Consider the following 25884-nt stretch of genomic DNA (forward strand, 5'->3'; position numbering starts at 1 on the left):
CATATCCTCAAAGGAACCCCCACGAGGAGGGGTTCAAACAATAAGCTCTACTGGCTTAGTTCACTAGCACACTGTTGAGTTCTCAAGCAACACACCACAACCCCAGCCACACAACACACGGCCGTCATCGAGGCGGTCATTCCTAGCAGTTTTTGGTGGAACACCCACTCAATCGCCCTAGGCGAGAGCTTGGTTCGTGTCCCGGTCGGCCGCCCGGTCTCCCTGGCGACTTGAAGAACTTTACACGCCTCCGAACGGCCCGAAACAGGGGGGTACCTTAACCGCGTTTCCGCAGGTCAAGCCCCTGTTTCGGGCCGAGCGGCCGATCAGCCGCCGAAGCTGACGCCCGCGACGTTCCGCTTGCCCTTCCGGACGACGAGCCAGCGGCCGTGCAAGGCGTCCTCGGTGGACGGCTTCCACTCCTCGTCGGAGACCTTCACGTTGTTGACGTACGCGCCGCCCTCCTTCACGGTGCGGCGGGCGGCGCCCTTGCTGTCCACCAGGCCGCCGGCGATCAGCAGGTCCACGATCGTGGCGTCCCCGGCGGGCTCGACCTTGCCGGTCGGAACCTCCGCCATCGCGGCGTCGAGCGTCCGCGCGTCGAGTTCTCGCAGCTCACCACGCCCGAACAGGGCCTGGCTCGCGGCGATCACCTGACGTGTCTGCTCTTCGCCGTGGACCAGGGTCGTGAACTCCTCGGCCAGCCGCCGCTGCGCCGCCCGCAGATGCGGGCGCTGCTCGGTGTCCTCGGCCAGCGCGGCGATCTCCTCCTGGCTCAGGAAGCTGAACATCCGCAGGTAGCCGACCACGTCCGCGTCACCCACATTGACGAAGTACTGGTACCACGCGTAGGGCGAGGTCATCTCCGGGTCGAGCCAGAGGTTCCCGCCTCCGGTGGACTTCCCGAACTTCCGCCCCTCCGAGTCGGTGACCAGCGGCGCGGTCAGCGCGTGCACGCCCGCCGACTCGGTGCGCCGGATCAGATCGACCCCGCCGACGAGGTTGCCCCACTGGTCGGAGCCGCCGACCTGCAGCTTGCAGCCGTGCCTGCGGTAGAGATGCAGGTAGTCCTGCGACTGGAGCAGCAGGTAGCTGAACTCGGTGTAGGACATGCCATCGGTCTCGAGGCGGCGCTTCACCGTCTCCCGGTTGAGCATGGTGTTGACCGGGAAGTGCTTGCCGACGTCACGCAGGAACTCCAGCACGTTCTGCTGCCCGGTCCAGTTCAGGTTGTTCTCCACGATCGCGCCGGTCGGCGAATCGTCGAAGTCGACGAACCGCTCCAGCTGCCCGCGGATCCGGCCCGCCCACTCGGCGACGACGTCGAGCGAGTTCAGCGTGCGCTCCCCCGTGTCACGGGGGTCGCCGATCATTCCGGTCGCGCCGCCCGCCAGCACGATCGGCCGGTGCCCGGCCCGCTGGAACCGCGACAGCATGAGCAGCGGGACGAGGTTGCCGGCATGCAGGCTCGGCGCGGTCGGGTCGAACCCGCAATACAGCGTGACTGGCCCCTGGTCGAGTTCTCGCCGCAACGCGCCGGCGTCGGTGGATTGCGCGATCAGGCCGCGCCAGGTCAACTCGTCAAGGATGTGCTCACTCACACCTGTAGATCTTCCCGCACCAGGTCAAGCCGTTTGGTACGGGGTCGCCCGTGGCGTCAGCGCGGGCGTTTGCGACCGCCCCTGCGATAGGTCGAGACGGCGGGTGAGCCGTCGATCCAGAACCGCCACGGAGTTTCCATGGCCATCGCGACGCCGACCCGCGGACCGGTGCGGATCAGCTCCGGCGGCACCCGCTCCCCGGTCAGCAACCGCACGGGCGAGTCCGGATCGGTCAGGTCGACGCCGTTCTGCTCGCGGTCGATCCCGAGCACCGACGTCAGGATCGCGGGCCCCTTCGCGAGTTCGCCGCTCCCGCGGGCCGCCGGCTTGCGGGCGCGGGCGATCTCGGTGCCGGACACGATCTCCCCCGCCCGCAACAGGACCGCGCCCGGCTGACCGTCTTCGGTGCCAACGACGTTCGCGCAGAAGTGCATGCCGTACACGAAGTACACGTACAGGTGACCGGCCGGGCCCCACATCACGGCGTTGCGCGGGGTGCGGCCGCGGTAGCAGTGCGACGCCGGATCGTCGAGCCCCCGGTACGCCTCGACCTCGACCAGCCGGACCGCGACCGTGCCGTCCGGGCCGGTGGATTCGATCACCGCGCCCAGCAGTAGTTCGGCGAGGTCGACCGGATCGAGTGCCAGCTCGGCGCGCGTGAAGATCCGGCCGTGCGTCGTCGTTTCCGCAGTGATGTCCCGCTCCCCTTCTCGCGCCCGCTCCCAGTACGCATCGTAGAGGCACCCGCGATCACGAACGCGGTGAGCTACAGTCTCGATTGAGCAGACGCTCAATCCCAGGGGAGCCGATGACCGCCCACCGGAAGACCACCGCCGAGCCGCCGAGCACCAAGCAGCGGCTGATCGACGGCGTGCTGACGACGATCCGGAACCACGGCATCACGGCGGTGTCCGCGCGCGCGGTCGCGACCGCGGCGAACGTGAACCAGGCACTGATCTTCTACCACTTCGGCAGCGTCGACGAACTCGTCGCGCAGGCGTGCATCGTGGCCACCGAGTCCCGCGTCGCGCTGTACCGCCCCCGTTTCGCCGAAGTCCGTACCGTCGGCGAACTGCTGGAACTCGGGCAGCGGATCCACGCCGAGGAGCGAGCCGAGGGCAATATGGCCGTGCTGGCCCAGACCCTCGCCGGGTCGCAGGGCGGCGGCAGGCTCGCCGAGGCGACCCGCGAAGCCCTCGACAAGTGGATCGCCGAGGTACGGACGACGTTGACCAGGGTGCTGGCCGATTCGCCGCTGACCGGGTTCGCGGATCCCTCGGGCCTCGCCCATGCGGTGTCCGCGGGTTTTCTGGGCCTGACACTGTTCGACTCGGTCGATCCCGACGGCGGCGAACAGGCGCTCGCGGCGCTGGCTCAGCTGGCGACGCTCGTGGACGTCGTGGAGGGCCTCGGCCCGGTGGCCAGCCGCGCTGTCAAGGCGCGGCTGCGCAAGAACGGCCACCGTTAACCGAAGGTTCGTCGGGTGAGCTACCGCAGCCACGCCCGGTGCTCGGCGACTCGCTCGACCAGGCGCTCCCGCTGTTCGGCGACCCGCTCGGGCGCGGTACCACCGCGCGCGTTCCGGGACCGCACGGAACCTTCGACGGTGAGGACCTCGCGGACGGCCGGGGTCAGCGCGGGGTCGATCTTCGCGAACTCCTCGTCGGTCAGCTCGTCGAGACCGACACCGCGGGCTTCCGCGACACGGACGCTCTCCCCCGCCGCCTCGTGCGCGACCCGGAACGGAACCCCTTGGCGCACAAGCCATTCCGCGATGTCGGTCGCGAGCGTGAAACCGGCAGGGGCGAGTTCGGCGAGACGCTCGGTGTGGAAGGTCAGGGTGCCGAGCATGCCCGCGATCGCCGGGAACAGCAGTTCCAGCTGCTCGACGGAGTCGAAGACCGGCTCCTTGTCCTCCTGCAGATCCCGGTTGTACGCCAGCGGCTGCGCCTTGAGCGTCGCCAGCAGCCCGGTGAGGTTGCCGATCAGCCGTCCCGCCTTGCCACGGGTCAGCTCGGCGACGTCGGGGTTCTTCTTCTGCGGCATGATCGAGCTGCCGGTGGCCCAGGCGTCGTCGAGGGTGACGTAGCCGAATTCGGCGGTGTTCCAGATGATCACCTCTTCGGCGATCCGGGACAGGTTGACCGCGAGCATCGCGACGGCGAACGCGAACTCGGCGACGAAGTCCCGCGAAGCCGTGCCGTCGATGGAATTCTCGACACTGGCATCGAAGCCGAGTTCGGCCGCGACCGCTTCGGGGTCGAGACCGAGCGACGAACCGGCGAGCGCGCCCGAACCGTACGGCGATTCGGCGGTGCGGGCGTCCCAGTCCCGCAACCGCGAGACGTCCCGCAGCAGCGACTGGCCGTGCGCGAGCAGGTGATGCGCCAGCAGCACCGGCTGGGCGTGCTGCAGATGCGTGCGGCCGGGCAGGATCGCGTCCGGATGCCGCCGCGCCTGCGAGACCAGCGCGTCGACGACGTCCAGCGTGCCGGCGACGACCCGGCGCCCGGCGTCGCGCAGCCACATGCGGAACAACGTCGCGACCTGGTCGTTGCGCGAGCGACCCGCCCGCAGTTTGCCGCCCAGCTCGGTGCCCGCGCGTTCCAGCAGACCGCGTTCGAGGGCGGTGTGCACGTCCTCGTCGGCGATCGTCGGGGTGAACGCGCCGGACGCGACGTCCTCGGCGAGCGTGTCGAGCGCGGAGAGCATCCCGGTGAGCTCGTCCTCGGTGAGCAGCCCGGCCTTGCGCAGCACGCGGGCATGCGCACGCGAGCCGGCGATGTCGTACGGCGCGAGGCGCCAGTCGAAATGGGTCGACGCGCTCAGCGCCGCCATCGCTTCCGCCGGTCCGCTGGCGAACCGGCCGCCCCACAACTGCACCGGTTGCTCGTTACTGCTCACGTTCTGCCTTTCCTGGGAGGTGTTACTTCTGGAGGTTCCGCTTGGCGGCGATCTTGCTGGGCAGGCCCCACAACTGCACGAAACCCTTGGCCAGCGACTGGTCGAAGGTGTCGCCCTCGTCGTAGGTGGCGAGATTGAAGTCGTACAACGACTCCTCGCTGCGCCTGCCGTTGACGACCGCGGCGCCGCCGTGCAGCACCATCCGGATTTCGCCGGAGACGTGCTCCTGCGACTTCTGGATGAAGGTGTCCAGCGCGTCCTTCAACGGCGAGAACCACAGGCCGTCGTACACCAGCTCGCCCCAGCGCTGCTCGACCTGCCGCTTGAACCGGGCGAGGTCCCGCTCGACGGTGACGTTCTCCAGCTCCTGGTGCGCGGTGATCAGCGCGATCGCGCCCGGCGCCTCGTAGATCTCACGGCTCTTGATGCCGACGAGCCGGTCCTCGACCATGTCCAGCCGGCCGACGCCGTGCGCGCCGGCCCGCCGGTTGAGCTGCTGGATGGCCTCCAGCACCGTCACGGTCTCGCCGTCGATCGCGACCGGGACACCCTTGTCGAAGGTGATCACCAGTTCGTCGGGCGCCTCGAAGTTGGCCGCCGGGTCCTCGGTGTAGGAGTAGACGTCCTGGGTCGGGGCGTTCCACAGGTCCTCGAGGTACCCGGTCTCCACCGCGCGGCCCCACACGTTCTGGTCGATCGAGAACGGCGATTTCTTGGTGACGTCGATCGGGAGGTCGCGTTCCTCGGCGTAGGCGATGGCCTTCTCGCGGGTCCACGCGAAATCACGGACCGGGGCGATCACCTTGAGGTCCGGCGCGAGCGCGCCGATGCCGACTTCGAAGCGGACCTGGTCGTTGCCCTTGCCGGTGCAGCCGTGCGCGACGGTGGTCGCGCCGTGGTACTTCGCCGCCTCCGCGAGGTGCTTGACGATCACCGGCCGGGAAAGCGCCGAGACCAGCGGGTAGCGGTCCATGTAGAGGGCGTTCGCCTGCAGCGCGGGCAGGCAGTACTCGTCCGCGAACTCCGCGCGGGCGTCGGCCACGACGGCCTCGACGGCACCGCAGTCGAGCGCGCGCTGCCGGATCGTTTCGAGGTCTTCGCCACCCTGGCCGAGATCGACGGCCACGGCCACGACCTCGGCGCCGGTTTCCTCGGCTATCCAGCCGATGCCCACCGACGTGTCCAGCCCGCCCGAATAGGCGAGCACGATCCGCTCGGTCACGATCCTCCTCCTTCGTCCTCCGCGTCCAAAGTAGACGATCGCCGCGCGAGCGCGGCGAACCGTTCGGCGAGATCCTTGCCGGACAGCGGTTCCCTGGCGATCACCGCCACCGTGTCGTCGCCCGCGATCGAACCGACGACCTCCTCCAGCGCCGACCGGTCGATCGCGCTGGCCAGGAACTGCGCCGCGCCCGGAGGCGTGCGCAGCACCGTGAGATTCCCCGACGAGTCCACCGAGACCAGCAGCTCGGCCAGCAGCCGGGACAGCCGTGAGGTACCACCCTGCACCCCGCGCACCGGACTGCCGTCCTCGGGGATGACGTACACCGGCGCCCCCGAGTCGGCGCCCCGCAGCTTGACCGCGCCCAGCTCGTCGAGATCCCGGGACAACGTGGCCTGGGTGACCTCGATGCCTTCGGCCGCGAGGAGCTTCGCGAGCTCGGTCTGGCTGCGGATGGCCATCGTGGACACCAGTTCGGTGATCCGCGCCTGGCGCCCGGCCCTGCTGCTGGTCACTTACGTCGCTCCTGTGTCCTGCGGGACACCCGCACCCGGTCGGCATTCGCGAGCGGGGCTCCGCCATTTTCACTCACGATGCCTCCTGGCCGAGCAGCCAGACGAGAAGCGCCTTCTGCGCGTGCAGCCGGTTTTCGGCCTCGTCCCACACCGCGCTGGCCGGGCCGTCGAGCACCTCGTCGGTGATCTCCCAGCCCCGGTGCGCGGGCAGGCAGTGCAGCACGATCGCCTCGTCGGCGGCGCGCTTCAGCAGCTCGGTGTTGACCTGCAACGCGCGGAACGGGCCGACCCTGTCGAGACCGTCGTTCTCCTGTCCCATCGACGTCCAGGTGTCGGTGACCAGGACGTCGGCGCCGTCGACCGCGGCGTACGGGTCGGCGAACACCGTGGCGCTGCCACCGGTTTCGGTCCCCCGGTGCTTGGCGTCGAGCATGACCTGCTGGTCGGGCTGGAAGCCCTCCGGGGAGACGACCCGCACGTGCATCCCGGCGGTGGTGCCACCGAGCAGCAGCGAATGGGCCATGTTGTTCGCGCCGTCGCCCAGGTACACCATGGTCAGCCCGGCGAGCTTGCCCTTGCGCTCCCGGATCGTCATCAGGTCGGTGAGCACCTGGCACGGGTGGAACTCGTCGGTCAGCGCGTTGATCACCGGGATCCGCGACACCGACGCCATCGCGTCGATGCGCTTCTGCGCGAACGTCCGCCACACCACGGCGTCGACGTAGCGGGACAGCACCCGCGAGGTGTCCTCGATGGTCTCCTCGCGACCGAGCTGCATCGAGCGTCCGTCCACTATCACCGAATGCCCGCCGAGCTGCGAGATCCCGACGTCGAAGGACAGGCGGGTCCGGGTGGAGTTCTTCTCGAAGATCGCGGCGACGGACTTGCCTGCCAGCGCCTTGCTGCCGAGCGGGTCGGCCTTGAGCGCGTCGGCGAGGTCCAGCAGCCCGGCCTGCTCGGCCGGGCTGACGTCGTCGTCGCGGAGGAAGTGGCGGGGCATCAGTCGTCCTTCGGGGTGATCGAATCGAGTGCCGCGGGAAGCGCGGCGACGAAACCTTCGGCCTGCTCGTCGGTGAGCACGAGCGGCGGCGCCAGCCGGACGGTGTCCGGCGCGACGGCGTTGACGAGATAGCCGGACTCTTGCGCCGCCTGTTGCAGCGCGGCGGAAACCGGCTTGCGCAGCGCGATCCCGAGCAGCAGGCCGCTGCCGCGCACACCGGCCACCAGCGGATGGTGCAGCGCCTCGACCCCGGCCGCGATGTCCTTGCCCAGCGCGGCGACATGGTCGAGCAGATCGTCCTCGATGAGGGTGCGCAGCACCGCGAGCCCGGCCGCGCAGCACACCGGGTTTCCCCCGAACGTGGTGCCGTGCTGGCCCGGCTTGAGCAGTTCGCCCGCCGCGCCGACGCCGATGACCGCGCCGAGCGGCAACCCGCCGCCGAGGCCCTTGGCCAGCGTGATGACGTCCGGCACGATCCCGGCCTGCTGGAAGGCGAACCAGGTGCCGAGCCTGCCGATGCCGGTCTGCACCTCGTCGAGGACGAGCAGCGCGCCGGTGGCCTTGGTGATCTCGCGCGCGGCGTGCAGGTAACCGGCGGGTGCCGGGACGACGCCGCCCTCGCCGAGGACCGGCTCGAGGAACACCGCCGCGGTCTCGCCGTCGACGGCCGCGCGCAGCGCTTCGACGTCGCCGAACGGGACGTGCGTGACACCGGGTACGAGCGGGGCGAACGGCTCGCGCTTCGCAGGCTGGCCGGTGAGCGTCAGCGAGCCCATGGTCCGGCCGTGGAACGCTCCCTCCGCGGCGACGATCTTCGTCCGGCCGGTGAGCCTGCTGATCTTGAGCGCGGCCTCGTTGGCCTCGGCGCCGGAGTTGACGAACAGCACCTTGCCGTTGCCGGCGAGACCGGCGACGTCGAGCAGCGCCTCGGCCAGTTCGACCGCGACCGGGTTGACGTAGAGGTTCGAGGTGTGGCCGATCTTCGCGATCTGCTCGCTGACCGCGCGCACCACCTCGGGATGGGCGTGGCCGAGCGCGTTGACCGCGATGCCGCCGACGAGGTCGACGTACTCGCGCCCGTCGGCGTCCCACACCGTGGCGCCCTCGCCGCGGACCAGGGTCAGCGCCGGGGTGCCGTAGTTGTCCATCAGCGCGGACTTCCAGTGCTCCTGGCCGTCTACATTGGACTGTAGGGTCACGGTTGCTCCGTTTCGGGGAAGACCATCGTGCCGATGCCGCGCGAGGTGAAGACCTCCAGCAGCACCGAGTGGGCTATTCGGCCGTCGATCACGTGGGCGCGGCGGACCCCGCCGCGGACCGCGCGGACACACGCCTCCATCTTGGGGATCATGCCGCTGGCCAGGCCGGGCAGCAGTTGTTCGAGGCGGCGGACGTCGAGGCGGTCGATCAGCGAGGACCGGTCCGGCCAGTTCGCGTACAGCCCCTCGACATCGGTCAGCACGACCAGTTTCTCCGCGCCGAGCGCCGCGGCGAGCGCGCCCGCGGCGGTGTCGGCGTTGACGTTGTGCACCACGCCGTCGATGTCCGGGGCCACCGTCGACACCACCGGGATGCGCCCGGCGTTGACGATGTCGAGCACCGCGTCCGGGTTGACCTCGGCGACCTCGCCGACCAGGCCGATATCGACCGGCTCACCGTCCACAGTGGCCTGTTTGCGCTCGGCGGTGAACAGCCGGGCGTCCTCGCCGGAGATACCGACCGCGTACGGCCCGTGCGCGTTGATCAGCCCGACCAGCTCGCGGCTGACCTGACCGACCAGCACCATCCGGACGACGTCCATCGTCTCCGGTGTGGTCACCCGGAGACCGCCCTTGAACTCCCCGGTCATGCCGAGCCTGCCCAGCATCGCGCTGATCTGCGGGCCGCCGCCGTGCACGACCACCGGGCGCAGCCCGGCCAGCCGCAGGAACACCATGTCCTCGGCGAACGCCTGCTTGAGCCGGTCGTCGACCATCGCGTTGCCGCCGTACTTCACCACCACCGTCGCCCCGTGGAACCGCTGCAGCCAGGGCAGCGCCTCGATGAGCACCCCGGCCTTCTCGGCCGCCGTCTCCAGCCTCTCGTCCGCGGAAATCAGAGCCTCCCTGTTCATGAGGAATAAGCACTGTTCTCTTCGACGTAACCATGGGAAAGGTCGGTGGTGAAGACGGTGACGGTGTGGTCACCGACACCGAGGTCGATGACGATTTCGATGGCGCGCCCGGACAGATCGGCCGCCGACCGGTCCTCGGCGGTGGTGCCGTGCGCGAACAGCGTGACGCCGTTGATCGCGATCGACACCTGTTCCGGCTCGATCCGGGCATGGGCACGGCCCAGCGCCATCGCGACGCGGCCCCAGTTCGGGTCCGAGCCGAACAACGCGGTCTTGACCAGGTTGTCCTCGGCGACGGTGCGGGCCACGGTGACGGCGTCCTCCTTGGTGGCGGCGCCCTTCACCACGACGTCGACGTCCTTCGTCGCGCCCTCGGAGTCCGCGCGCAGCTGGAGGACGAGGTCGAGCGCGACCGTGGTCAGCACCTCGGTCAGCTCGGCTTCGGACGGCTCGGACCCGCTCGCGCCCGAAGCGAGCACGAGCACGGTGTCGTTGGTGGACGTGCCGCCGTCGACGTCGAGCCTGTCGTAAGTGACCTCCGTGGCCGCGCGCAGCGCGCGGTCGAGGACGTCCGGGCTCACGACCGCGTCGGTGGTGAGCACCGAGAGCATCGTGGCCAGATTCGGCGCGAGCATCCCGGCGCCCTTGGCGAATCCGCCGACGCTCCAGCCGTTTTCGTGCTGTGCGTAGGCCTGCTTCGGCTTGGTGTCGGTGGTCATGACACCGGTGGCCGCGTTCAGGCTCGCCCTCGGGCTCGCTTCCAGCGCCTTGGCCGCGGTGTCCACTCCGGACAGTACTGCGTTCATCGGCAGCCGCTCGCCGATGAGTCCGGTCGAGCAGACCGCGACCTCGATCGCGCCGGTGCCGAGCACCTCCGCGACCTTTTCCGCGGTGGCGTGCGTGTCCTGGAACCCGCCGGGGCCGGTCGCCGCGTTCGCGCCGCCGGAGTTCAGCACGACGGCCTTGAGCCGCCGCCGCTTCAGGACTTCCTGCGACCAGAGCACCGGGGCGGCCTTGATCACGTTGCGGGTGAACACGCCCGCGGCCACGTCGAGCGGGCCGTCGTTGACGACCAGGGTGAGGTCGAGCGCGCCGGAGGCCTTGATCCCTGCGGCGACGCCCGCGGCACGGAAACCCTGCGGACCGGTGATCGTCACGGTGCTACTCCTACGGCGGAAAGTCCGGTGTGCTCGGGGAAGCCGAGCGCGAGGTTCATCGACTGGACGGCACCGCCCGCGGTGCCCTTGGTCAGGTTGTCGATCGCGGCCACGACGACCAGGCGCTTCGCGTCGGCGTCGACGGTGACCTGGAGCTGCACGTTGTTCGACCCGAGCGTCGAGGCCGTCGCCGGCCACCTGCCCGCCGGGAGCAACTGGACGAACGGCTCGGCGTCGTAGGCCTTTTCGTACGCGGCGCGCGCGGCGGCCTCGTCCGGCTCACCCGTCAGCGGCGCGCTCGCCGTGGTGAGGATGCCGCGGGACATCGGCGCCAGCACGGGCGTGAACGACACCGAGACACGAGTCCCCGCCACCGCGGAAAGGTTCTGGACGAACTCCGGCGTGTGCCGGTGCGCGCCGCCGACCCCGTACGGGCTGGCCGAGCCCATCACCTCGGAGCCGAGCAGATTCGGCTTGAGGCTCTTGCCCGCACCGGACGTCCCGGTCACCGACACGATCGTGACGTCGGGGACGATCAGCCCGGCGGCCAGCGCCGGGGCGAGCGCCAGCGAGCCCCCGGTCGGGAAGCAGCCGGGGACGGCGATCCGCTTGGTGCCGGTGAGCTTCTCTCGTGCCCCGGGCAGTTCGGGCAGGCCGTACGGCCACTGACCCGCGTGCTCACCGCCGTACCAGCGCTGCCAGTCGGCGGCGTCGGCGAGCCGGTGATCGGCGCCGAGGTCGACGACGAGCACGTCCGGCCCGAGCCGCGCGGCGATCTCGGCGGAGTGCCCGTGCGGCAGCGCCAGGAACACGACGTCGTGCCCGGCAAGGGTTTCCGGCGTCGTTTCAGCGAGCATGCGGTCCGCCAACGGGGCCAGATGCGGCTGGTGCGCGCCCAGCGGTGTCCCTGCGCTGCTGGCCGCCGTGAGTGCGCCGATCTCGACGTAGGGGTGGGTGAGCAGGAGGCGAAGGAGTTCTCCCCCGGCGTAGCCGCTCGCTCCGGCGACCGCGATCTTCACCGTCATACGAATGATTATGCACCATCTTGCAAATCCAATCAAACCGGGTTCGGTGGGATGCTGACTCGGTGACCGACACGCCTGCCCGCCTGCTCAATCTGCTGTCTCTGCTCCAGACACCCCGGGAGTGGCCGGGCAGCGAACTCGCCGAACGGCTCGACGTCAGCGCCCGCACCATCCGGCGGGACATCGACCGGCTCCGCGAACTCGGCTATCCCGTCGAGGCGACCCGAGGCGCGGCGGGCGGCTACCGGCTCGTCGCCGGCACCGCGATGCCCCCGCTGCTGCTCGACGACGAGGAGGCGGTCGCGATCGCCGTCGGCCTGCGCACCGCCGCGGCGCAGACCGTCGAAGGCATCGACGAGGCGTCCGTGCGGGCGCTCGCGAAACTCGAGCAGGTGCTTCCCTCCCGGCTGCGCTACCGCGTCGGGGCGCTCGGCAACGCGACGGTCACCGTGCCCGGTGGCGGCCCGGCCGTCGATCCGGCGCAGCTGACCGTGTTCGCCGCGGCGATCACGAACAACGAGACCGTCCGCTTCCGCTACCGCGCGGGCGACGATACGGAATCCCGCAGGTTCGTCGAACCGCACCGCCTCGTGGCGACCGGACGCCGCTGGTACCTCGTCGCCTACGACGTCGACCGGAAGGACTGGCGGACCTTCCGCGCGGACCGGGTCCGCGACGCGATCGCGACCGGCGGCCGCGTCACACCGCGGCAGCCACCGGCCGAGGACATGGCAGCCTGGGTGATCGAGCGGATGTACAGCCTCCTGCCCTCTTATCAAGCGACCATCACGCTGGCACTCCCGATCGAGCAGGCGCGGGCACGGCTCGGTGCGCAGTTCGGCGATCTCGAACCACTGGACGAGCGGAGCTGCCGGTTGCGCAGCACCGCCGACACGCTGGAGTGGCTCGCGTTCCGGCTGCTGAGCCTCGGCTGCGCGTTCACCGTGCACGAACCACCCGAGCTGAGCACCCACCTCCGTGACCTCGCCACCCGTGCGGCGTCCGCCATCCCGGCCGCACCGTCGGAGGAAACGGCGGTGTGAGGCGGTGATCGGCTACCGCTGACGGCAGGCGCGCCCAGCGCCTGGAGCCCGTGGGAGGGCAGCATCGGCGGGACGCCCGCGGATCGGGCTGGTACCGGCCCGATCCGCGGCGTCGCGCTCTAGTCCACAGCGCCTCCCTCGGACTCGCTACGGCGGCTGGGCGGAGCCGGGAGATATTCGCCAGGATGCTCCGGATCGCAGCCGACCCGGGGCAGCCGTGCGCGAATCCCGCCCGGCGTCCGCTCGAAGTGCCGGGCGATGTCTTCGACGCTTTCGCCCGCCAGCCACCGGTTTTCCAGTTCCGCGTCCTGCTCTTCGGTCCACGGCCTGCCCTGCCGGGCGGGCCGGTCCCGCACTCTTCGGCGCGGCGGACCGCCCGCCCCGCCGAAGGCATACAGGCTCGTGGCGAGGAGATCCGCCACCGCGGGCACGGCTTCGACGTCGAGCTCGAGCCGCCCGTCGGCGACCTGTTCTCCTTCCGGCCCCGTCGCGCCCACGGTGATCGTCACCCGGGGTTCGGCACGGTCGCCGCTACGCGTCGCGACCGCGATCTGATACGTGGTGTTGCCCTGCCGGACCTCGGTCCGGTGTTCGTCGATGATCGTCATGCCGTGAAGCTAGCGCGCACCCCCGACAATTTTCGCTCACCCTCGGCGCACACCCGACCGCGTTCCGAAATTGTCGGCCCCTTCGCCTACCGTCGCGGACGACGACCGGGCACCGGGTTCGAAAGGAGCACACATGGGCGCGGACCAGCGGCTGATCTCGGCCGTCCGGAACGGGCTGGCCGCGTTGGCCGATCCGGTGAAGGCACCCGCCATGCGGGCGTATATGAAGTCGGCGATGCCGTACCGCGGGGTGCCGAAGCCACCGCGCGCCGGTTTGCTGAAACGGATTCTCGCCGAGCACGTCCTTCCCGACCGGGAAACGTTCGCGGCGACGGTCCGCGCGTTGTGGCACGAGGCCGAATACCGCGAGGAGCGGTATGCCGCCATCGATCTCACCGGCCATCGCGCCTACCGGCACTGGCAGGGCCCGGAGCTGCTCGGGCTGTACGAGGAGATGATCGTGACCGGGGCGTGGTGGGACTACGTCGACGAACTGGCCGCCCGCCGCGTCGGCCCGATCCTGCGTGGCGCTCCCGCGGCGGTCACCCCGGTGCTGCGCGCCTGGGCGATCGATCCGGACCTGTGGCGCAGACGCACCGCGATCATCTGCCAGCTCGGCGCGAAGGAGGCCACCGACACCGAACTCCTCGCCCGCGCCGTCGAGGCCTCGATCGGCGAGAAGGAGTTCTTCCTCCGCAAGGGCATCGGCTGGGCACTGCGGGACTACGCGAAGACCGCGCCCGGCTGGGTACGATCCTTTGTGGACGATCATCCCGAGCTGTCCGGGCTGTCCCGCCGGGAAGCGCTCAAGCACCTCGGCACCGGCGAGGAGGCAGGCCGTGCCCGGTGAGCGTTGTTTCGCGAAGAGACTGCGCTGTCCGGGTTCCCTTACTTGCCCGATCCGGTGACAATTGCGGTGCGACGATCCAGCAGCACGGGGAAAATCCGGGGGCCGCACCACTGCCAGGCGCTGGAGCAAAAGAGGCCACGCGTCACTCCTGTGAGGGATCGAGCGGGCCGGTTATGACTTATCGACGCGGCATTCGAGGGGCCCGAATATGCTCAAACGGCGCTATTCGAGCGGAAGAGGACCGGCGTAACGTCGTTGAGCGCTCGCAGTTCTGCTCCGCCCGTTTTCTCGATTCCTGTTTCTCTCGGAGGATTTTGTGAATCGGTTTCCGCTTCGCACCGTTGCCGCACTGTTCGGCGCCGCGATCGCCGCGGCCGCCTTCGCGACACCGGCGGCCGCCACCGCTCCGGACCTGACCGAGACGTCCGGTCCGGCCGCGCTCGCCGCCGCGCAGACGTCGCTGCGCGCTTCGCTCGGCGCCGGTTTCGCCGGTTCCTGGCTGGATCCGGCGACCGGCGTCTTCGTCGTGGGCATCACCGACGCCACGCGCGCGGATCAGGTCCGCGCCGGTGGCGGGGTACCGAAAGTGGTACGGCACAGTGCCGCGGAACTGACGGACATTCAGTCCACATTGGATCGAAGAGCAGCGGACACCGCCACCGCGGTGCCCGCCTCGGTGACCGGATGGTACGTCGATGTTCCGCGCAACGAGGTGGTGGTCGACGTGCTGGACAACGATGCCGCGGGCTTGGCCTGGGTCGCCGCCGCCGGCGCGTCCTCGCTGCGTGTCCGGCCGGTCGCTCAGGCACCACGTCCCCTGTGGGCCGTCATCGGCGGCCAGGCGTTGTACTTCGCCAAGGGCCGGTGTTCGGTGGGCTTCACCGCCCACGACGCCCATGACGACCTGTTCGTGATCACCGCCGGGCACTGCACCAATCTCGGCGGCACGGTCAAGGGCACCGGCGGGACCATCGGCAAGGTCGCCAAGTCCTCCTTCCCCGGCAACGACTACGGCACCGTGAAGGTGACCGAGGACGACGTTTCGACCCCACCGCGAGTCGACCGCTACGGAGCAGGCTCGGACGTGCGGATCGACGGTAGCGCCGTGGTCGGCGTCGGCGGCCGGGTCTGCCGGTCCGGCTCCACCACCGGCTGGCACTGCGGCCACGTGGAAGCGACGGGCCAGACCGCGAACTACGGCCACGGCAACATCGTGTACGGCCTGACCCGGACGGACGTCTGCGCGGAGCCCGGTGACTCCGGCGGGTCGTTCGTCAGCCGGCCGTCCTCGGGTTCGGGCACGAAGCACGTGACAGCCCAGGGAATGCTCTCGGGCGGTTCCGGTAACTGCTCCGACGGCGGCGCCACGTACTTCCAGCCGGTCAGGGAAGTACTCGACCGGTACGACCTGACCCTCGAATCCGACTGAGGCCCGGGACGATCATCCCGCCCGTGGGGAGGACGACACGACCGTCCTCCCCACGGGCCGGGCACTCAGGCGCGGATGGTGGCGCCGAACCGCTCGCCCGCCGCGGCCACGGCGGCATCGCGCGCTTTGGTGGCCTCCTCGACGGTCAGCGTCCGGTCCGGTGCCCGGAACCTCAGGTTGTAGGCCAGCGAACGGTTTCCCTCGCCGACCTGCTCGCCGGTGTAGGCGTCGAACAGGGTGATGTCCTCGAGCAGTTCACCCGCCCCGGTGCGCAACGCCTCGGCGAGATCGGCCGAGGGCACGTCCTCGGCGGCGACCAGCGCGACGTCGAGCAGTACCGGCGGATAGCTCGACACGCTCGGCGCCGGGCGCGAGTCCGGCAGCGGGATCGCGTCGAGATCGAGTTCCATCGCGACGGTGCGCGGCGGCAGGCCCAGTGCCTCGACCACCTTCGGGTGCAGCTCGCCGGCGTGCCCGACGGGCCACTCCCCCACCTTCAGCTGAGCGCAGCGGCCGGGGTGGAACGGCGGCAGATCGGCGGCGGCCACGGTCAGCTCGACCCCGGCCGCCTCGGCGACCGTCCGCGCGGCCTGCACCGCGTCGGCCCAGTTCGCCTGCTCGCCCTTGCCCCACCAGCCCGCTCGCTGCCGCTGTCCGGCCAGCACCACGCCGACGTGCAGCGGCTGCATCGGCACCGCGGCTTCGAGCACAGCGAGTTCCTCGTCGGAGGGCCGCCGGTCGACACCCAGTTCCGGCACCTTCACCGGGTTCGGCGCCTGCAGCACGACTTGCCCGATGTGGAACAGCGCGACGTCCTTCATGCCGCGGGAAACGTTGCGCTGCAAGGTGTCCAGCAGGCCGGGCAGCAACGTCGTCGCCAGCTGGTCGCGGTCGGCCTCCAGCGGATTGCGCACCCGCACGGTCTTGCGGCGCACGTCCTCGGCGGACAGCCCGAACGCATCCCACACCGCCGCGCCGACGAACGGGAACGGCAGTACCTCGACGTACCCGGACTCGGCCAGCGCACGCGCCACACCACGGCGGCGACGCTGCCGTTCGGTGAGCCCGCGGCCTGCCGGCGCGGCGGGCAGCGTGGACGGGATGCTCTCGTAACCTTCCAGCCGCAGGACCTCTTCGACGAGGTCCGCGGGCTGCACGAGGTCACCGCGCCAGCTCGGCGGGATCGCGGTGACGAGCGCGACCCCGTCGTCACTGGTGCTGACGGCGACCTTGCAGCCGATCTGGGCCAGCCTGCGGACCGTCACGCCCCGGTCGTACCGGACCCCGGCCACCTGATCGGGCAAGTTGATCGGCATGGTCACCGGCGGGTTCGGCTCGACGCCGCCCTCATCGGTGCGACCCGGCTGAATCGAACCGTCGCCGTACTGGCGCAGAAGCTTCGCGGCCAGTTCGACCGCGACGGCGCACAGCTGCGGGTCGGTGAACCGCTCGAACCGCTTGGCGGCTTCGGAGAAGAGCTTGTGCCGCCGCGCGGTGCGGCTGATCGACGCGGGATCCCAGTGCGCCGCCTCGAGCAGCACGTCGGTGCTCTCCGGCGTGATCTCGGTGCTCGCCCCGCCCATGGTGCCCGCCAGCGAGATGACGCCGGAGTCGTCGGCGATCACCACGTCGTCGGCGTCGAGCACGCGCTCGGCATCGTCCAAAGTGGTCAGTTTCTCGCCCGGTTTCGCCTTGCGCACCACCAGTTCGCCCTGGACCGAACCGGTCGCGAACGCGTGCAGCGGATGCCCGAGCTCGAGCATGACGTAGTTGGTGACGTCGACCGCGAGCGAGATCGACCGGATCCCGGACAGCATCAGCCTGCGACGCATCCACCACGGGGTCGGGGCGGTGGCGTCGAGGTCCTTGACGCGGCGCAGGACGAACCGGCGGCAGCCCTCGGTGTCCTCGACGCGCACCGGCCAGGCGTCGCGGTCGGCCTCCGGGACCTCCCGCTGACCGGGGTCACCGAAGGGCACGTCCAGCGCGTTCGACAACTCCCTGGCCAACCCGCGAATCGACAGCGCGTAGCCGCGGTCCGGGGTCGGTGTCACCTCGATGACCGTGTCGTCCAGCCCGAGCAGCTCCCGCGCGTCGTCGCCGGGGCTCGCGGTCCCCGGCGGCAGCACGAGGATGCCGGCGTGGTCGTCGCCGATGCCGAGTTCACGCGCCGAGCAGATCATGCCGTCGCTGGTGCGGCCGTAGGTCTGCCGCGCGGTGATGGCGAAGTCGCCGGGCAGCACGGCACCGGGCAGCGCGACCACGACGAGGTCGCCCTCGTCGAAGTTGCTGGCGCCGCAAATGATCCCGCGGGTCTTCAGCCCGTGCGGGCCCTCGTGCTCGAAGGGGCCGTCCTCGTCGTCGTCCTCGTCTTCGGCGCCGAGCGCGGTCTCGTCGGCGGCGGTCTCGTCGGCGGATTCGCCGACCTCGACCCGGCAGAACCGGATCGGCTTCTTGAACTCGGTCAGCTCCTCGATCTCGGCCACCCGGCCGACCACCAGGGGGCCGGTCACCGGGCCGAGCCCGCTGACGTCGTCGACCTCGATGCCGATCCGCACGAACGCGTCGACCAGATCCTGGGGCGTCACTTCCTCGCTGACGTCGAGGTGCTCCGTCAGCCAGCTCACCGGAACTCGCACTTACGCCTCCGTTCCGAAGGGAAGGGTGAACCGAACGTCGCCCTCGACCATGTCCCGCATGTCGGGGATGCCGTTGCGGAACTGCAGGGTGCGCTCGATGCCCATGCCGAACGCGAAGCCCGAGTACACCTCGGGGTCGACCCCGCAGGCACGCAGGACGTTCGGGTTGACCATGCCGCAGCCACCCCATTCGACCCAGCCGGGCCCGCCCTTCTTCTCCTCGAACCAGACGTCCACCTCGGCCGAGGGCTCGGTGAACGGGAAGAAATGCGGCCGCAGCCGGGTCTTCGAGCTCTCGCCGAACATCGCGCGGGCGAAGGCGTCGAGGGTGCCCTTCAGATGGGCCATCGTGATGCCCTTGTCCACGGCGAGGCCCTCGACCTGGGTGAACACCGGGGTGTGCGTGGCGTCCAGTTCGTCGGTGCGGTAGGTGCGGCCAGGGCAGACGACGTACACCGGCAGATCGCGGTGCAGCAGCGTGCGGGCCTGCACCGGCGAGGTGTGCGTGCGCAGCACCAGCCCGGAGTCCTCGTCACCGACGTAGAACGTGTCCTGCAGCTGCCGTGCCGGGTGGTCCTTGCCGAAGTTCAACGCGTCGAAGTTGAACCACTCGGCCTCCAGTTCCGGGCCCTCGGCGACCTCGTAGCCCATCGCGACGAAGGCGTCGGCGACCCGCTCGGAGACGGTGCTGATGGGGTGCCGGGCACCGCGCGGGATCCGGTCCCACGGCAACGTGACGTCGACCGCTTCCTCGCGCAGCACGCGCTCGTCGCGCTCGGCCTGCAATTCGGCGCGGCGCTTGTCGAAGGCGGCCTGGATGGCCTGGCGCGCTTCGTTCACGCGCTTGCCCGCCTCGGCCTTCTCGGTCTTGGGCAGGGCGCCGATCTCCCGGCGGGCGAGCAGCAGCGGTGACTGGTCACCGAGGTGCGCAGGCTTCACGGCGGCCAGCTCGTCGAGCCCGGCCGCGGCCGCGAACTCCGTCTCGGCGCGCTCGACGGCCCCCCGCAAGGTCTCCGGGGCGAGCGCAGCCACGGGCTGGGCATCCTGCTTGTCGTTGGCTTCGGACATAACTCCTCGGCGTCCGGCTGGACTGGTCGGGCCGTGTGGCGACGGCCCCGCCGCACACGCTGAATCTTCAAGCGGGGGAATTCTATGGGATCCCATCGGTGACCGGCCCGTCGCCCTTGGCAGGCCCCTCGGTGGTCACCAAGGGATGAACACACCGGTCGGATAGCACCGGGGGCACACCGCCGGGTGCTACCCGTTCGGCTGACGCGAGGCCATCGCCGTGGTGTAGACGCACACCGCGGCCGCCGTCGCCAGATTCAGGCTCTCCGCCCGCCCGTACAACGGAATCCGCACGGCGAGATCGGTGGCACCGAGAACTTCGGCGGGCAGGCCGTGCGCCTCGTTGCCGAACACCCACGCGGTCGGCGGTGCGAGGTCGACGCGGTCCAGCTCGGTCTCGGCGTAGCCGTGCGCGGCGAGGGTGCGCAGCCCGGCTGACGAGCATGCCTCCAGCGCGGCGGAGACGTCGCGGACCCGCGCGATGGCCGGGTGGAAGAGGCTGCCCGCGGCGGCGCGGACGCATTTGCCGTTGTGCGGGTCGACGCTGTCGCCCGCGAGGACCACCGCGTCGGCACCGGCGGCGTCGGCGACGCGGATCACCGTGCCCGCGTTGCCGGGGTCGGCGACGTCGACGAGGACGACGACCAGCCGCGCACCGGCCGCCACGACCGTCTCGAGTGGACGGTCGACGAGGGCGCAGACGGCGACGATCCCTTGCGGGGTCACGGTTTCGGAGAGTCCGTCGGCGGCGCGGTCGGTGATCGGCGAGACCGGGACACCGGCCTCGTCCGCCACCGCGAGCAGGTTCCCGTGCTGCGCCGCCGCTCGTTCGGTGACGAACAGTTCGTGGACCGTGCCGCCACCGTCCCAGGCGTGTGCGAGCGCGGCTTCGACCGCGTTGGCGCCCTCGGCGAGGAACCGGCCGGTCTTGTCGCGTTCCGCGCGCCGGGTCAGCTTGCGCGCAGCAACGACCCGGGGGGTCCGTTCGGTGAACGGAGCCGCCCCGGGCCGGGAAAACGGGCTGCTCAGGCCGACTTCGCTTCGCCGGTCGTCACGTTCGCCTTGGCCAGCTCGGCCAGCGCGGTGAACGCGGCGGCGTCGTTGACCGCCAGGTCGGCGAGGATCTTGCGGTCCACCTCGACACCGGCGGCCTTGAGGCCCTGGATGAAGCGGTTGTAGGTCACGCCGTTGGCACGGGCCGCCGCGTTGATCCGGGTGATCCACAGCTGGCGGAAGTCACCCTTGCGGGCGCGGCGGTCCCGGTAGGCGTAGTTGAGCGAGTGGAGCGTCTGCTCCTTGGCCTTGCGGTACAGCCGCGAACGCTGGCCGCGGTAACCGCTGGCCAGTTCGAGAGTTGCGCGACGCTTCTTCTGGGCGTTGACCGCCCGCTTGACGCGTGCCACGGGTCCATCCTGTCAATCTCGGGGGGCGCACCCACGCCCCGGGGTGTTCAGAGCAAATGCATTGAGGTCAGCGGCCGAGCAGGCGCTTGACGCGGCCCACGTCGTTCTTCGCGACCTCGGTGGTGCCTTCGAGGCGCCGGGTGAGGCGGCTGGACTTCTTCTCCAGCAGGTGGCGACGGCCGGCCTTCTGGCGGCGCAGCTTGCCCGTGCCCGTGACGCGGACTCGCTTGGACGTCCCGCTGTGCGTCTTCATCTTCGGCATGTTCGTTGTGTCCTCTTCCGTGCGGCGGCACACCGGTTCGCCCGGTGTGCCGCTGACATGTGCTGGGCGGAGCCGTGAGACTCCTCCCGGTTTCAGACCGTGCCGGGCGGTGTCAGCCCTCAGGAGCCGGTTCGGCCTTCGCCGTCTTCGGCTTCACGTTCTTGTGCGGGGCCAGCACCATGATCATGTTGCGCCCGTCCTGCTTGGGCGACGACTCGACGAAACCCAGTTCGGTGACGTCGTCGGCGAGCTTCTGCAGCAGCCGGAACCCGAGCTCCGGGCGCGACTGCTCGCGACCGCGGAACATGATCGTGACTTTGACCTTGTTGCCCGCCGCGAGGAAGCGCGACACGTGACCCTTCTTGGTCTCGTAGTCGTGCTGGTCGATCTTGGGGCGCAGCTTCTGTTCCTTGATGACGGTCAGCTGCTGGTTGCGGCGTGACTCACGGGCCTTCTGCGCACTTTCGTACTTGAACTTGCCGAAGTCCATGAGCTTGCACACCGGCGGCCGTGCCTGTGGCGCGACCTCGACGAGGTCGAGATCGTTTTCCTGCGCGAGCCGCAACGCGTCCTCGATCCGGACGATGCCGACCTGCTCACCGGCCGGCCCGACGAGTCGGACCTCCGGCACCCGGATGCGGTCGTTGATGCGTGTCTCGGAGCTGATGGGGCCTCCTTGGTCAGGTGACTGTTCTCTCGTGCCGACCTGGTGCCCACATAGCGAAGGCCCCGACGCCGTTTTCGACGTGCGGGGCCCACTCTTTCCCGATCGCACCCGGCTGACGCCGGGCACTCCACTCGAACAGCAGCGCTGCCGAGCGGGACCGGACCCGGCCACCTGTACGGTGACACGGGTGGGAGCGGGGCTCCACTTGCTGGCCCCCGATCGCTCGGGGGCTGGTCGCTCGTGGAAGGGTACCAGACGTGTCGGAACAACCATCTCAGCAGCCCCCGTATTCCCCGGACGTCCGCGACCTGGAGGACATCCCGAGCGTCGAGGTGATCAGCAGGGCGGCCGTCATGCTGCTCTCGGCGGGCGCCGAACGCCTCGGCCTCGCCGACGCCGATCCGGCGAACTCGCCGCACCGCGACCTCGACGAAGCCCGCCGGCTGATCACCGCGCTCGCCGGGCTCGTCACCGCCTCGGCAGAGTACCTCGGCCTGCACGCCGGCCCGCTGCGCGATGGACTCCAATCCCTGCAGAAGGCGTTCCGCGAGGCCTCCGCGGTGCCCGACGCGCCCGGCCAGGGCCCCGGCGAAAAGTACACCGGCCCCGTCTACTGACACCTCAGGTCCGTGAAGGCCTCCTTACCGGCGTTGAGCGCCGTGAAGGAGGCCTTCACGGACCGAGTCGCTTCCGCAGGAGCCCTGTGGAAGCTAACATGTTAGATGTGAGTCCCCCGGGGTTGAGCAAGGTGTCGCGCTCCCTGCTGCGCGACGAGGCCTACGAACGCATCCGCAACGCGATCATCGACGGCAGCCTGCCGCCGGGTACCGCGTTGCGCGACGCCGACCTCGCCGAGCAGCTCGGCCTTTCCCGCGCGCCCGTCCGGCAGGCGCTCACCCGGCTCACCGAGGAAGGCCTCGTCGATTCGAAGCCGCAGAGTTACACCCGGGTCGCCGGCTTCGTGCCGGACGACGTCCGCGAGGCACTCGAACTGACCCGTGTGCTGCACGAACTGGCGGTGCGCCGGGCGATGCCGCGCCTCGGCGCGAGCGAGGTCGCCGAGATGCGCGCCGCGAACGACCGGTTCGCCGAGGCCATCGCGGCGGGCGACGTCGCGGCCGCCGTCGCCGCCGACGACGAACTGCACGACGTCGCGGTGCGTGCCTGCGGCAACCGCGCGGTCGCCGCGACGATCGACCGCTACACCCCGCTCCTGCGACGGCTGGAGTACGCGCGGTTCGCTTCCCTGCCCGCGCAGCGCTCCGTCCGCAGGCACACCGAACTCATCGACGCGATCGAAGCCGGTGACGTCGACCGCGCCGCCGCCATCGTCTCGACCATCTGGACCGACCTCGAACCACTCCTGGAGGACTGATGCCGTTCGCCAAGTTCCCGCGATTCCCGCTCCTGTTCGGCCCCTCCCCCGTCCATCCGCTCGAACGGCTCACCGCCCGGCTCGGCGGCGCGTCGATCTGGGCGAAGCGCGAGGACGTGAACTCCGGGATCGCGTTCGGCGGCAACAAGACCCGCAAGCTCGAGTTCCTCGTCGCCGACGCGCTGGCCGCCGGGGCCGACACGCTCATCTCGATCGGTGGCGTGCAGTCCAACCACACCCGGCAGGTCGCCGCCGCGGCCGCGCGAGCCGGGCTGAAAGCCGTGCTGGTACAGGAAAGCTGGGTCGACTGGCACGACCCGCTCTACGACAGGGTGGGCAACATCCAGCTGTCGCGGATCCTCGGTGCCGACGTGCGGCTGGTCGACGCGGAGTTCGGGATCGGCTTCAAGGAGAGCTGGGAGAACGCGGTCGCGGAGGTCGAGGCAGCGGGCGGACGGCCGTACCCGATCCCGGCGGGCGCGTCGGATCATCGGCTGGGCGGGCTCGGCTTCGCCAACTGGGTCGTCGAGTTGCAACGCCAGGAGGCCGAGCTCGGGATCTTCTTCGACACGATCGTCGTCGCGTCGGGCACCGGGAGCACGCAGGCCGGGATGATCGCCGGCGCCGCGCTGGACGACCGGCCGCGGCGGATCCTCGGCATCGACATCACCGCGAAACCGGCCGAAACCCGGGACGCGGTGACGCGGATCGCCCGGAACACCGCGGAGCTGATCGGGGCCCGGACGATCGAAGACGCCGACGTCCTGCTCGACGAGCGCTATCACGCCGGGGTGTACGGCATTCCCGACGAGTCCACCGTGGACGCCATCCGGACGCTGGCGCGGCTCGAAGGCGTCATCACCGACCCGGTGTACGAGGGCAAGTCGATGGCGGGACTCATCGATCTGGTCCGCACCGGCGAGATCCCGCGCGACGCGAACGTGCTCTACGCCCACCTCGGCGGCCAGCCCGCGCTCAGCGGCTACACCAGCGTCCTCTGACAGAATTTGACAGTTCACTTTCACTTGGGAGTAGGCTGTCAATATCCGAGCAAGGGGGGCGTGATGCACGAGAGCGTCGCTGGACGACTGTGGGAAGCGAACCGGATCCGCCGGGCGGGCCCGGCCGCGATGGCCGCGCGGCAACGCGAGCGGCTCGCGGCGCAGGTCGGGTTCGCGCGCCGGAATTCGCCGCTCTACCAACGGCTCTACCGTGATCTTCCGGACCGGGTCACCGATCCCGCGCTGCTGCCGGTGACGAGCAAGAAGACGCTCATGCCGGAGTTCGGCGACTGGGTCACCGACCGGGCGATCACGGCCGAACGAGCCAGGGCGTTCGCGGCGGACCCGGCCACCGCCGGGGAGAAGTTCGCGGACCGCTACACACTGGTGACCACCTCGGGCACCACCGGGACGCCAGGCATCTTCGTGGTGGACGAGCACGCGCTGGCGGTGAACGTCGCGCTGGCCGGGCGGATGCGCGCGTCCTGGCTCGGCGCCGCGGACGTGGCGAAGGTCCTCGCGCGGGGCGCGCGGATGGCGATGGTCGTCGCGACCGGCGGGCACTTCCTCGTCGCGGCGGGCTCCCAGCGCGTCTTCGACCACTCGTGGACGGCGAAGGCCGTGCGTACTTTCTCCGCCCACGCCCCGATCGACGAGCTGGTGGCCGGGCTGAACGCGTTCCGCCCGGCGATCCTGATCGGCTACGCGAGCGTGCTTTCGTTGCTCGCCAGGGAACAGGAGGCCGGGCGGCTGCGAATCGGCCCCGTCCTCGTCGAACCGGCGGGCGAAGCGCTGAGCCCTGCCGAACGCGCGCGGCTCGGCACGAGCTTCGCGGCGAAGGTCCGCGACACCTATGGCTCGACCGAATGCCCGTTCCTCACCGACGGCTGCGCGGCGGGCTGGTACCACGTCAACACCGACTGGGCGATCGCCGAGCCCGTCGACGCGGACCATCGGCCGGTGCCCCCGGGCGAGCTGTCGCACACCGTGCTGATCACCAACCTCGCCAACCGGGTGCAGCCGATCCTGCGCTACGACCTCGGTGATCGCGTCCGGCAGCGGCCGGACCCTTGCCCCTGCGGCAATCCACTGCCCGCGTTCCGCGTGCAGGGCCGTGTCGCCGACCTGCTCACCGTCGGGGGCGTGACGATCCCGCCGTTGCTGCTGAACACGGTGGTCGACCGGGTTCCCGGCGTCCGGCAGTTCCAGCTCGTGCAGACCGCCCCGGCGGAGCTGCGGGTCCGGCTCGCCTACGGCCCCGGAGCCGATATCGAGCGGGTCTGGCGGGAAGTGCAAGCGGGGCTGGCCAAGGCGCTCGGCCCGGACGTCGTGCTCGACCGGGCCCCCGAACCGCCCGAGCAGGGCGTGGGCGGGAAGTTCCGGCCCGTCATCCCGCTTGCCAAGGAGAAGGTCCATGACCACTGACGGACTGCGGGCCCGCAAAAAGGCGCGGACACGGGCGCTGATCCAGCGGCACGCGCTGCGGTTGTTCGCCGAGCAGGGCTACGAAGTGACCACAATGGACCAGATCGCGGCCGCCGCCGAGGTGTCGCCCAGCACCCTGTTCCGCTACTTCCCTGCCAAGGAACAGCTCGTCGTCTCCGACGGTGGCAGCCCGGAACTCGCCGCGGCGTTCCGGGCTCAGCCACTCCAGCTGAGCCCGCTGCGGGCGGTGCGGGGCGCGATCCGGCAGGCCTTCGCCGATCTCCCGGCCGCGGAAACCGCCGAGCGGCGGCAGCGGCAGACGCTCGTGCTCGCCGTGCCCGAACTCTGGACGGCGAGCCTCGGCCACATCCGCGCCACCCAGCGGCTGCTGGCCGAACTCGTCGCCGAACGCACCGGACGCGACCCCGGCGACGAGGAGATCCACAGCTTCGCCGGTGCCGTGTTCGGCGTCCTGCTGGAGGTCTGGCTCCGGTGGGCCGAGGACCCGGACCTCGACGCACTGGCCGCGCTCGACGCGGGTCTCGCCCACATCGAGCGCGGCTTGGCACTCTAGAGC

The 25884-nt window shown here is 70.4% G+C and carries 26 protein-coding genes; 9 read left to right on the forward strand and 17 right to left on the reverse strand.

All coding sequences use genetic code 11. The annotated features are described in order from the left end of the window. Positions 1–326: 326 nt before the first annotated feature. Both tyrS and ACFW0G_RS20920 read right to left on the reverse strand, forming a co-directional pair. The gene (gene tyrS / locus ACFW0G_RS20915) at positions 327–1601 is read right to left on the reverse strand and encodes a tyrosine--tRNA ligase (RefSeq protein ID WP_378327007.1); all 1275 of its coding nucleotides are present in this window, start codon (positions 1599–1601) and stop codon (positions 327–329) included. Between the two features lie 56 nt (positions 1602–1657). Beyond that, positions 1658–2296 carry a DNA-3-methyladenine glycosylase gene (locus tag ACFW0G_RS20920; RefSeq protein ID WP_378327116.1) on the reverse strand — a complete coding sequence of 213 codons (639 nt, stop codon included), beginning with the start codon at positions 2294–2296 and terminating at the stop codon, positions 1658–1660. Between the two features lie 113 nt (positions 2297–2409). Here ACFW0G_RS20920 and ACFW0G_RS20925 point away from each other — a divergent pair, with 113 nt between their 5' ends. Then, positions 2410–3069, forward strand: coding sequence for a TetR/AcrR family transcriptional regulator (locus ACFW0G_RS20925; RefSeq protein WP_378327008.1), 660 nt, complete (start codon positions 2410–2412; stop codon positions 3067–3069). A 20-nt stretch (positions 3070–3089) separates the two neighbouring features. Here the strand turns inward: ACFW0G_RS20925 and argH are convergent, their stop codons facing one another. The 8 genes from argH to argC all read right to left on the reverse strand — a co-directional run bounded on the left by argH (position 3090) and on the right by argC (position 11537). Next, complete coding sequence (gene argH, locus ACFW0G_RS20930) at positions 3090–4505, reverse strand: argininosuccinate lyase (RefSeq protein WP_378327009.1); 1416 nt, start codon at positions 4503–4505, stop codon at positions 3090–3092. A gap of 22 nt (positions 4506–4527) precedes the next feature. After that, positions 4528–5727: an argininosuccinate synthase gene (locus ACFW0G_RS20935; protein WP_378327010.1), complete on the reverse strand. Its 1200-nt coding sequence runs from the start codon at positions 5725–5727 to the stop codon at positions 4528–4530. After that, positions 5724–6242: an arginine repressor gene (locus tag ACFW0G_RS20940; RefSeq protein ID WP_378327011.1), complete on the reverse strand. Its 519-nt coding sequence runs from the start codon at positions 6240–6242 to the stop codon at positions 5724–5726. Before ACFW0G_RS20940 ends, ACFW0G_RS20935 begins: the two co-directional genes overlap by 4 nt. 73 nt (positions 6243–6315) lie before the next feature. Further along, complete coding sequence (argF, locus tag ACFW0G_RS20945) at positions 6316–7242, reverse strand: ornithine carbamoyltransferase (protein ID WP_378327012.1); 927 nt, start codon at positions 7240–7242, stop codon at positions 6316–6318. Next, a complete protein-coding gene (locus tag ACFW0G_RS20950; protein ID WP_378327013.1) occupies positions 7242–8441 on the reverse strand; it encodes an acetylornithine transaminase in 1200 nt (399 codons plus the stop codon). Before ACFW0G_RS20950 ends, argF begins: the two co-directional genes overlap by 1 nt. Then, positions 8438–9355 (reverse strand): acetylglutamate kinase, encoded by a 918-nt coding sequence (argB, locus tag ACFW0G_RS20955; RefSeq protein ID WP_378327014.1) that lies wholly within the window; start codon positions 9353–9355, stop codon positions 8438–8440. Before argB ends, ACFW0G_RS20950 begins: the two co-directional genes overlap by 4 nt. Next, on the reverse strand, positions 9352–10512 hold the full coding sequence (argJ, locus tag ACFW0G_RS20960; protein WP_378327015.1) for a bifunctional glutamate N-acetyltransferase/amino-acid acetyltransferase ArgJ: 1161 nt from the start codon (positions 10510–10512) through the stop codon (positions 9352–9354). Before argJ ends, argB begins: the two co-directional genes overlap by 4 nt. Next, the gene (argC, locus tag ACFW0G_RS20965) at positions 10509–11537 is read right to left on the reverse strand and encodes an N-acetyl-gamma-glutamyl-phosphate reductase (protein WP_378327016.1); all 1029 of its coding nucleotides are present in this window, start codon (positions 11535–11537) and stop codon (positions 10509–10511) included. The genes argJ and argC overlap by 4 nt, the downstream gene beginning before the upstream one ends. 62 nt (positions 11538–11599) lie before the next feature. Between argC and ACFW0G_RS20970 the strand changes: the two genes are divergently transcribed. Then, entirely contained in the window at positions 11600–12580 is a 981-nt protein-coding gene (locus ACFW0G_RS20970; RefSeq protein WP_378327017.1) for a helix-turn-helix transcriptional regulator, read from the forward strand. A gap of 119 nt (positions 12581–12699) precedes the next feature. Here ACFW0G_RS20970 and ACFW0G_RS20975 read toward each other — a convergent pair whose 3' ends face one another. Continuing rightward, positions 12700–13188 (reverse strand): helix-turn-helix domain containing protein, encoded by a 489-nt coding sequence (locus tag ACFW0G_RS20975; RefSeq protein WP_378327018.1) that lies wholly within the window; start codon positions 13186–13188, stop codon positions 12700–12702. 133 nt (positions 13189–13321) lie between these two features. Between ACFW0G_RS20975 and ACFW0G_RS20980 the strand changes: the two genes are divergently transcribed. Further along, positions 13322–14038: a DNA alkylation repair protein gene (locus ACFW0G_RS20980; protein ID WP_378327019.1), complete on the forward strand. Its 717-nt coding sequence runs from the start codon at positions 13322–13324 to the stop codon at positions 14036–14038. A gap of 316 nt (positions 14039–14354) precedes the next feature. Further along, positions 14355–15467, forward strand: coding sequence for a S1 family peptidase (locus ACFW0G_RS20985; RefSeq protein ID WP_378327020.1), 1113 nt, complete (start codon positions 14355–14357; stop codon positions 15465–15467). Between the two features lie 65 nt (positions 15468–15532). Here the strand turns inward: ACFW0G_RS20985 and pheT are convergent, their stop codons facing one another. From pheT to infC, 6 genes are all read right to left on the reverse strand, one after another. Continuing rightward, positions 15533–18106, reverse strand: coding sequence for a phenylalanine--tRNA ligase subunit beta (pheT, locus tag ACFW0G_RS20990; protein WP_378327021.1), 2574 nt, complete (start codon positions 18104–18106; stop codon positions 15533–15535). Further along, positions 18107–19174, reverse strand: a complete 1068-nt coding sequence (gene pheS, locus ACFW0G_RS20995; protein ID WP_378327022.1) for a phenylalanine--tRNA ligase subunit alpha — start codon at positions 19172–19174, stop codon at positions 18107–18109. Between the two features lie 189 nt (positions 19175–19363). Further along, the gene (locus ACFW0G_RS21000; RefSeq protein WP_378327117.1) at positions 19364–20203 is read right to left on the reverse strand and encodes a TrmH family RNA methyltransferase; all 840 of its coding nucleotides are present in this window, start codon (positions 20201–20203) and stop codon (positions 19364–19366) included. Beyond that, complete coding sequence (gene rplT / locus ACFW0G_RS21005; protein WP_009079612.1) at positions 20200–20577, reverse strand: 50S ribosomal protein L20; 378 nt, start codon at positions 20575–20577, stop codon at positions 20200–20202. Before rplT ends, ACFW0G_RS21000 begins: the two co-directional genes overlap by 4 nt. Before the next feature lie 67 nt (positions 20578–20644). Beyond that, positions 20645–20839 carry a 50S ribosomal protein L35 gene (rpmI, locus tag ACFW0G_RS21010; RefSeq protein ID WP_378327023.1) on the reverse strand — a complete coding sequence of 65 codons (195 nt, stop codon included), beginning with the start codon at positions 20837–20839 and terminating at the stop codon, positions 20645–20647. Positions 20840–20951: 112 nt separating this feature from the next. Then, complete coding sequence (infC, locus tag ACFW0G_RS21015) at positions 20952–21506, reverse strand: translation initiation factor IF-3 (RefSeq protein WP_378327118.1); 555 nt, start codon at positions 21504–21506, stop codon at positions 20952–20954. Positions 21507–21763: 257 nt separating this feature from the next. On the opposite strand from infC, the gene ACFW0G_RS21020 reads away from it, so the two are divergent. From ACFW0G_RS21020 to ACFW0G_RS21040, 5 genes are all read left to right on the forward strand, one after another. Beyond that, a complete protein-coding gene (locus tag ACFW0G_RS21020; protein ID WP_378327024.1) occupies positions 21764–22123 on the forward strand; it encodes a DUF1844 domain-containing protein in 360 nt (119 codons plus the stop codon). Positions 22124–22245: 122 nt separating this feature from the next. Beyond that, positions 22246–22881, forward strand: coding sequence for a GntR family transcriptional regulator (locus ACFW0G_RS21025; protein ID WP_378327119.1), 636 nt, complete (start codon positions 22246–22248; stop codon positions 22879–22881). Continuing rightward, positions 22881–23882 (forward strand): 1-aminocyclopropane-1-carboxylate deaminase, encoded by a 1002-nt coding sequence (locus tag ACFW0G_RS21030; RefSeq protein ID WP_378327025.1) that lies wholly within the window; start codon positions 22881–22883, stop codon positions 23880–23882. The genes ACFW0G_RS21025 and ACFW0G_RS21030 overlap by 1 nt, the downstream gene beginning before the upstream one ends. Before the next feature lie 63 nt (positions 23883–23945). Then, positions 23946–25307 (forward strand): phenylacetate--CoA ligase family protein, encoded by a 1362-nt coding sequence (locus ACFW0G_RS21035; protein WP_378327026.1) that lies wholly within the window; start codon positions 23946–23948, stop codon positions 25305–25307. Then, the gene (locus ACFW0G_RS21040) at positions 25297–25881 is read left to right on the forward strand and encodes a TetR/AcrR family transcriptional regulator (protein ID WP_378327027.1); all 585 of its coding nucleotides are present in this window, start codon (positions 25297–25299) and stop codon (positions 25879–25881) included. Before ACFW0G_RS21035 ends, ACFW0G_RS21040 begins: the two co-directional genes overlap by 11 nt. Positions 25882–25884 lie beyond the last annotated feature (3 nt).

This window comes from Amycolatopsis sp. NPDC058986, from assembly GCF_042741125.1.
In the GTDB taxonomy this organism is placed as follows: Bacteria; Actinomycetota; Actinomycetes; order Mycobacteriales; family Pseudonocardiaceae; genus Amycolatopsis.

Coding starts and splice junctions, on each gene's coding strand:
- argC (WP_378327016.1), bottom strand. CDS start 11,537: ATGACGGTGAAGATCGCGGTCGCCGGAGCGAGCGGCTACGCCGGGGGA.
- ACFW0G_RS20980 (WP_378327019.1), top strand. CDS start 13,322: ATGGGCGCGGACCAGCGGCTGATCTCGGCCGTCCGGAACGGGCTGGCC.
- ACFW0G_RS21030 (WP_378327025.1), top strand. CDS start 22,881: ATGCCGTTCGCCAAGTTCCCGCGATTCCCGCTCCTGTTCGGCCCCTCC.
- ACFW0G_RS20925 (WP_378327008.1), top strand. CDS start 2,410: ATGACCGCCCACCGGAAGACCACCGCCGAGCCGCCGAGCACCAAGCAG.
- argF (WP_378327012.1), bottom strand. CDS start 7,242: ATGCCCCGCCACTTCCTCCGCGACGACGACGTCAGCCCGGCCGAGCAG.
- argB (WP_378327014.1), bottom strand. CDS start 9,355: ATGAACAGGGAGGCTCTGATTTCCGCGGACGAGAGGCTGGAGACGGCG.
- ACFW0G_RS20975 (WP_378327018.1), bottom strand. CDS start 13,188: ATGACGATCATCGACGAACACCGGACCGAGGTCCGGCAGGGCAACACC.
- ACFW0G_RS21035 (WP_378327026.1), top strand. CDS start 23,946: ATGCACGAGAGCGTCGCTGGACGACTGTGGGAAGCGAACCGGATCCGC.
- pheS (WP_378327022.1), bottom strand. CDS start 19,174: ATGTCCGAAGCCAACGACAAGCAGGATGCCCAGCCCGTGGCTGCGCTC.
- ACFW0G_RS21040 (WP_378327027.1), top strand. CDS start 25,297: ATGACCACTGACGGACTGCGGGCCCGCAAAAAGGCGCGGACACGGGCG.
- rpmI (WP_378327023.1), bottom strand. CDS start 20,839: ATGCCGAAGATGAAGACGCACAGCGGGACGTCCAAGCGAGTCCGCGTC.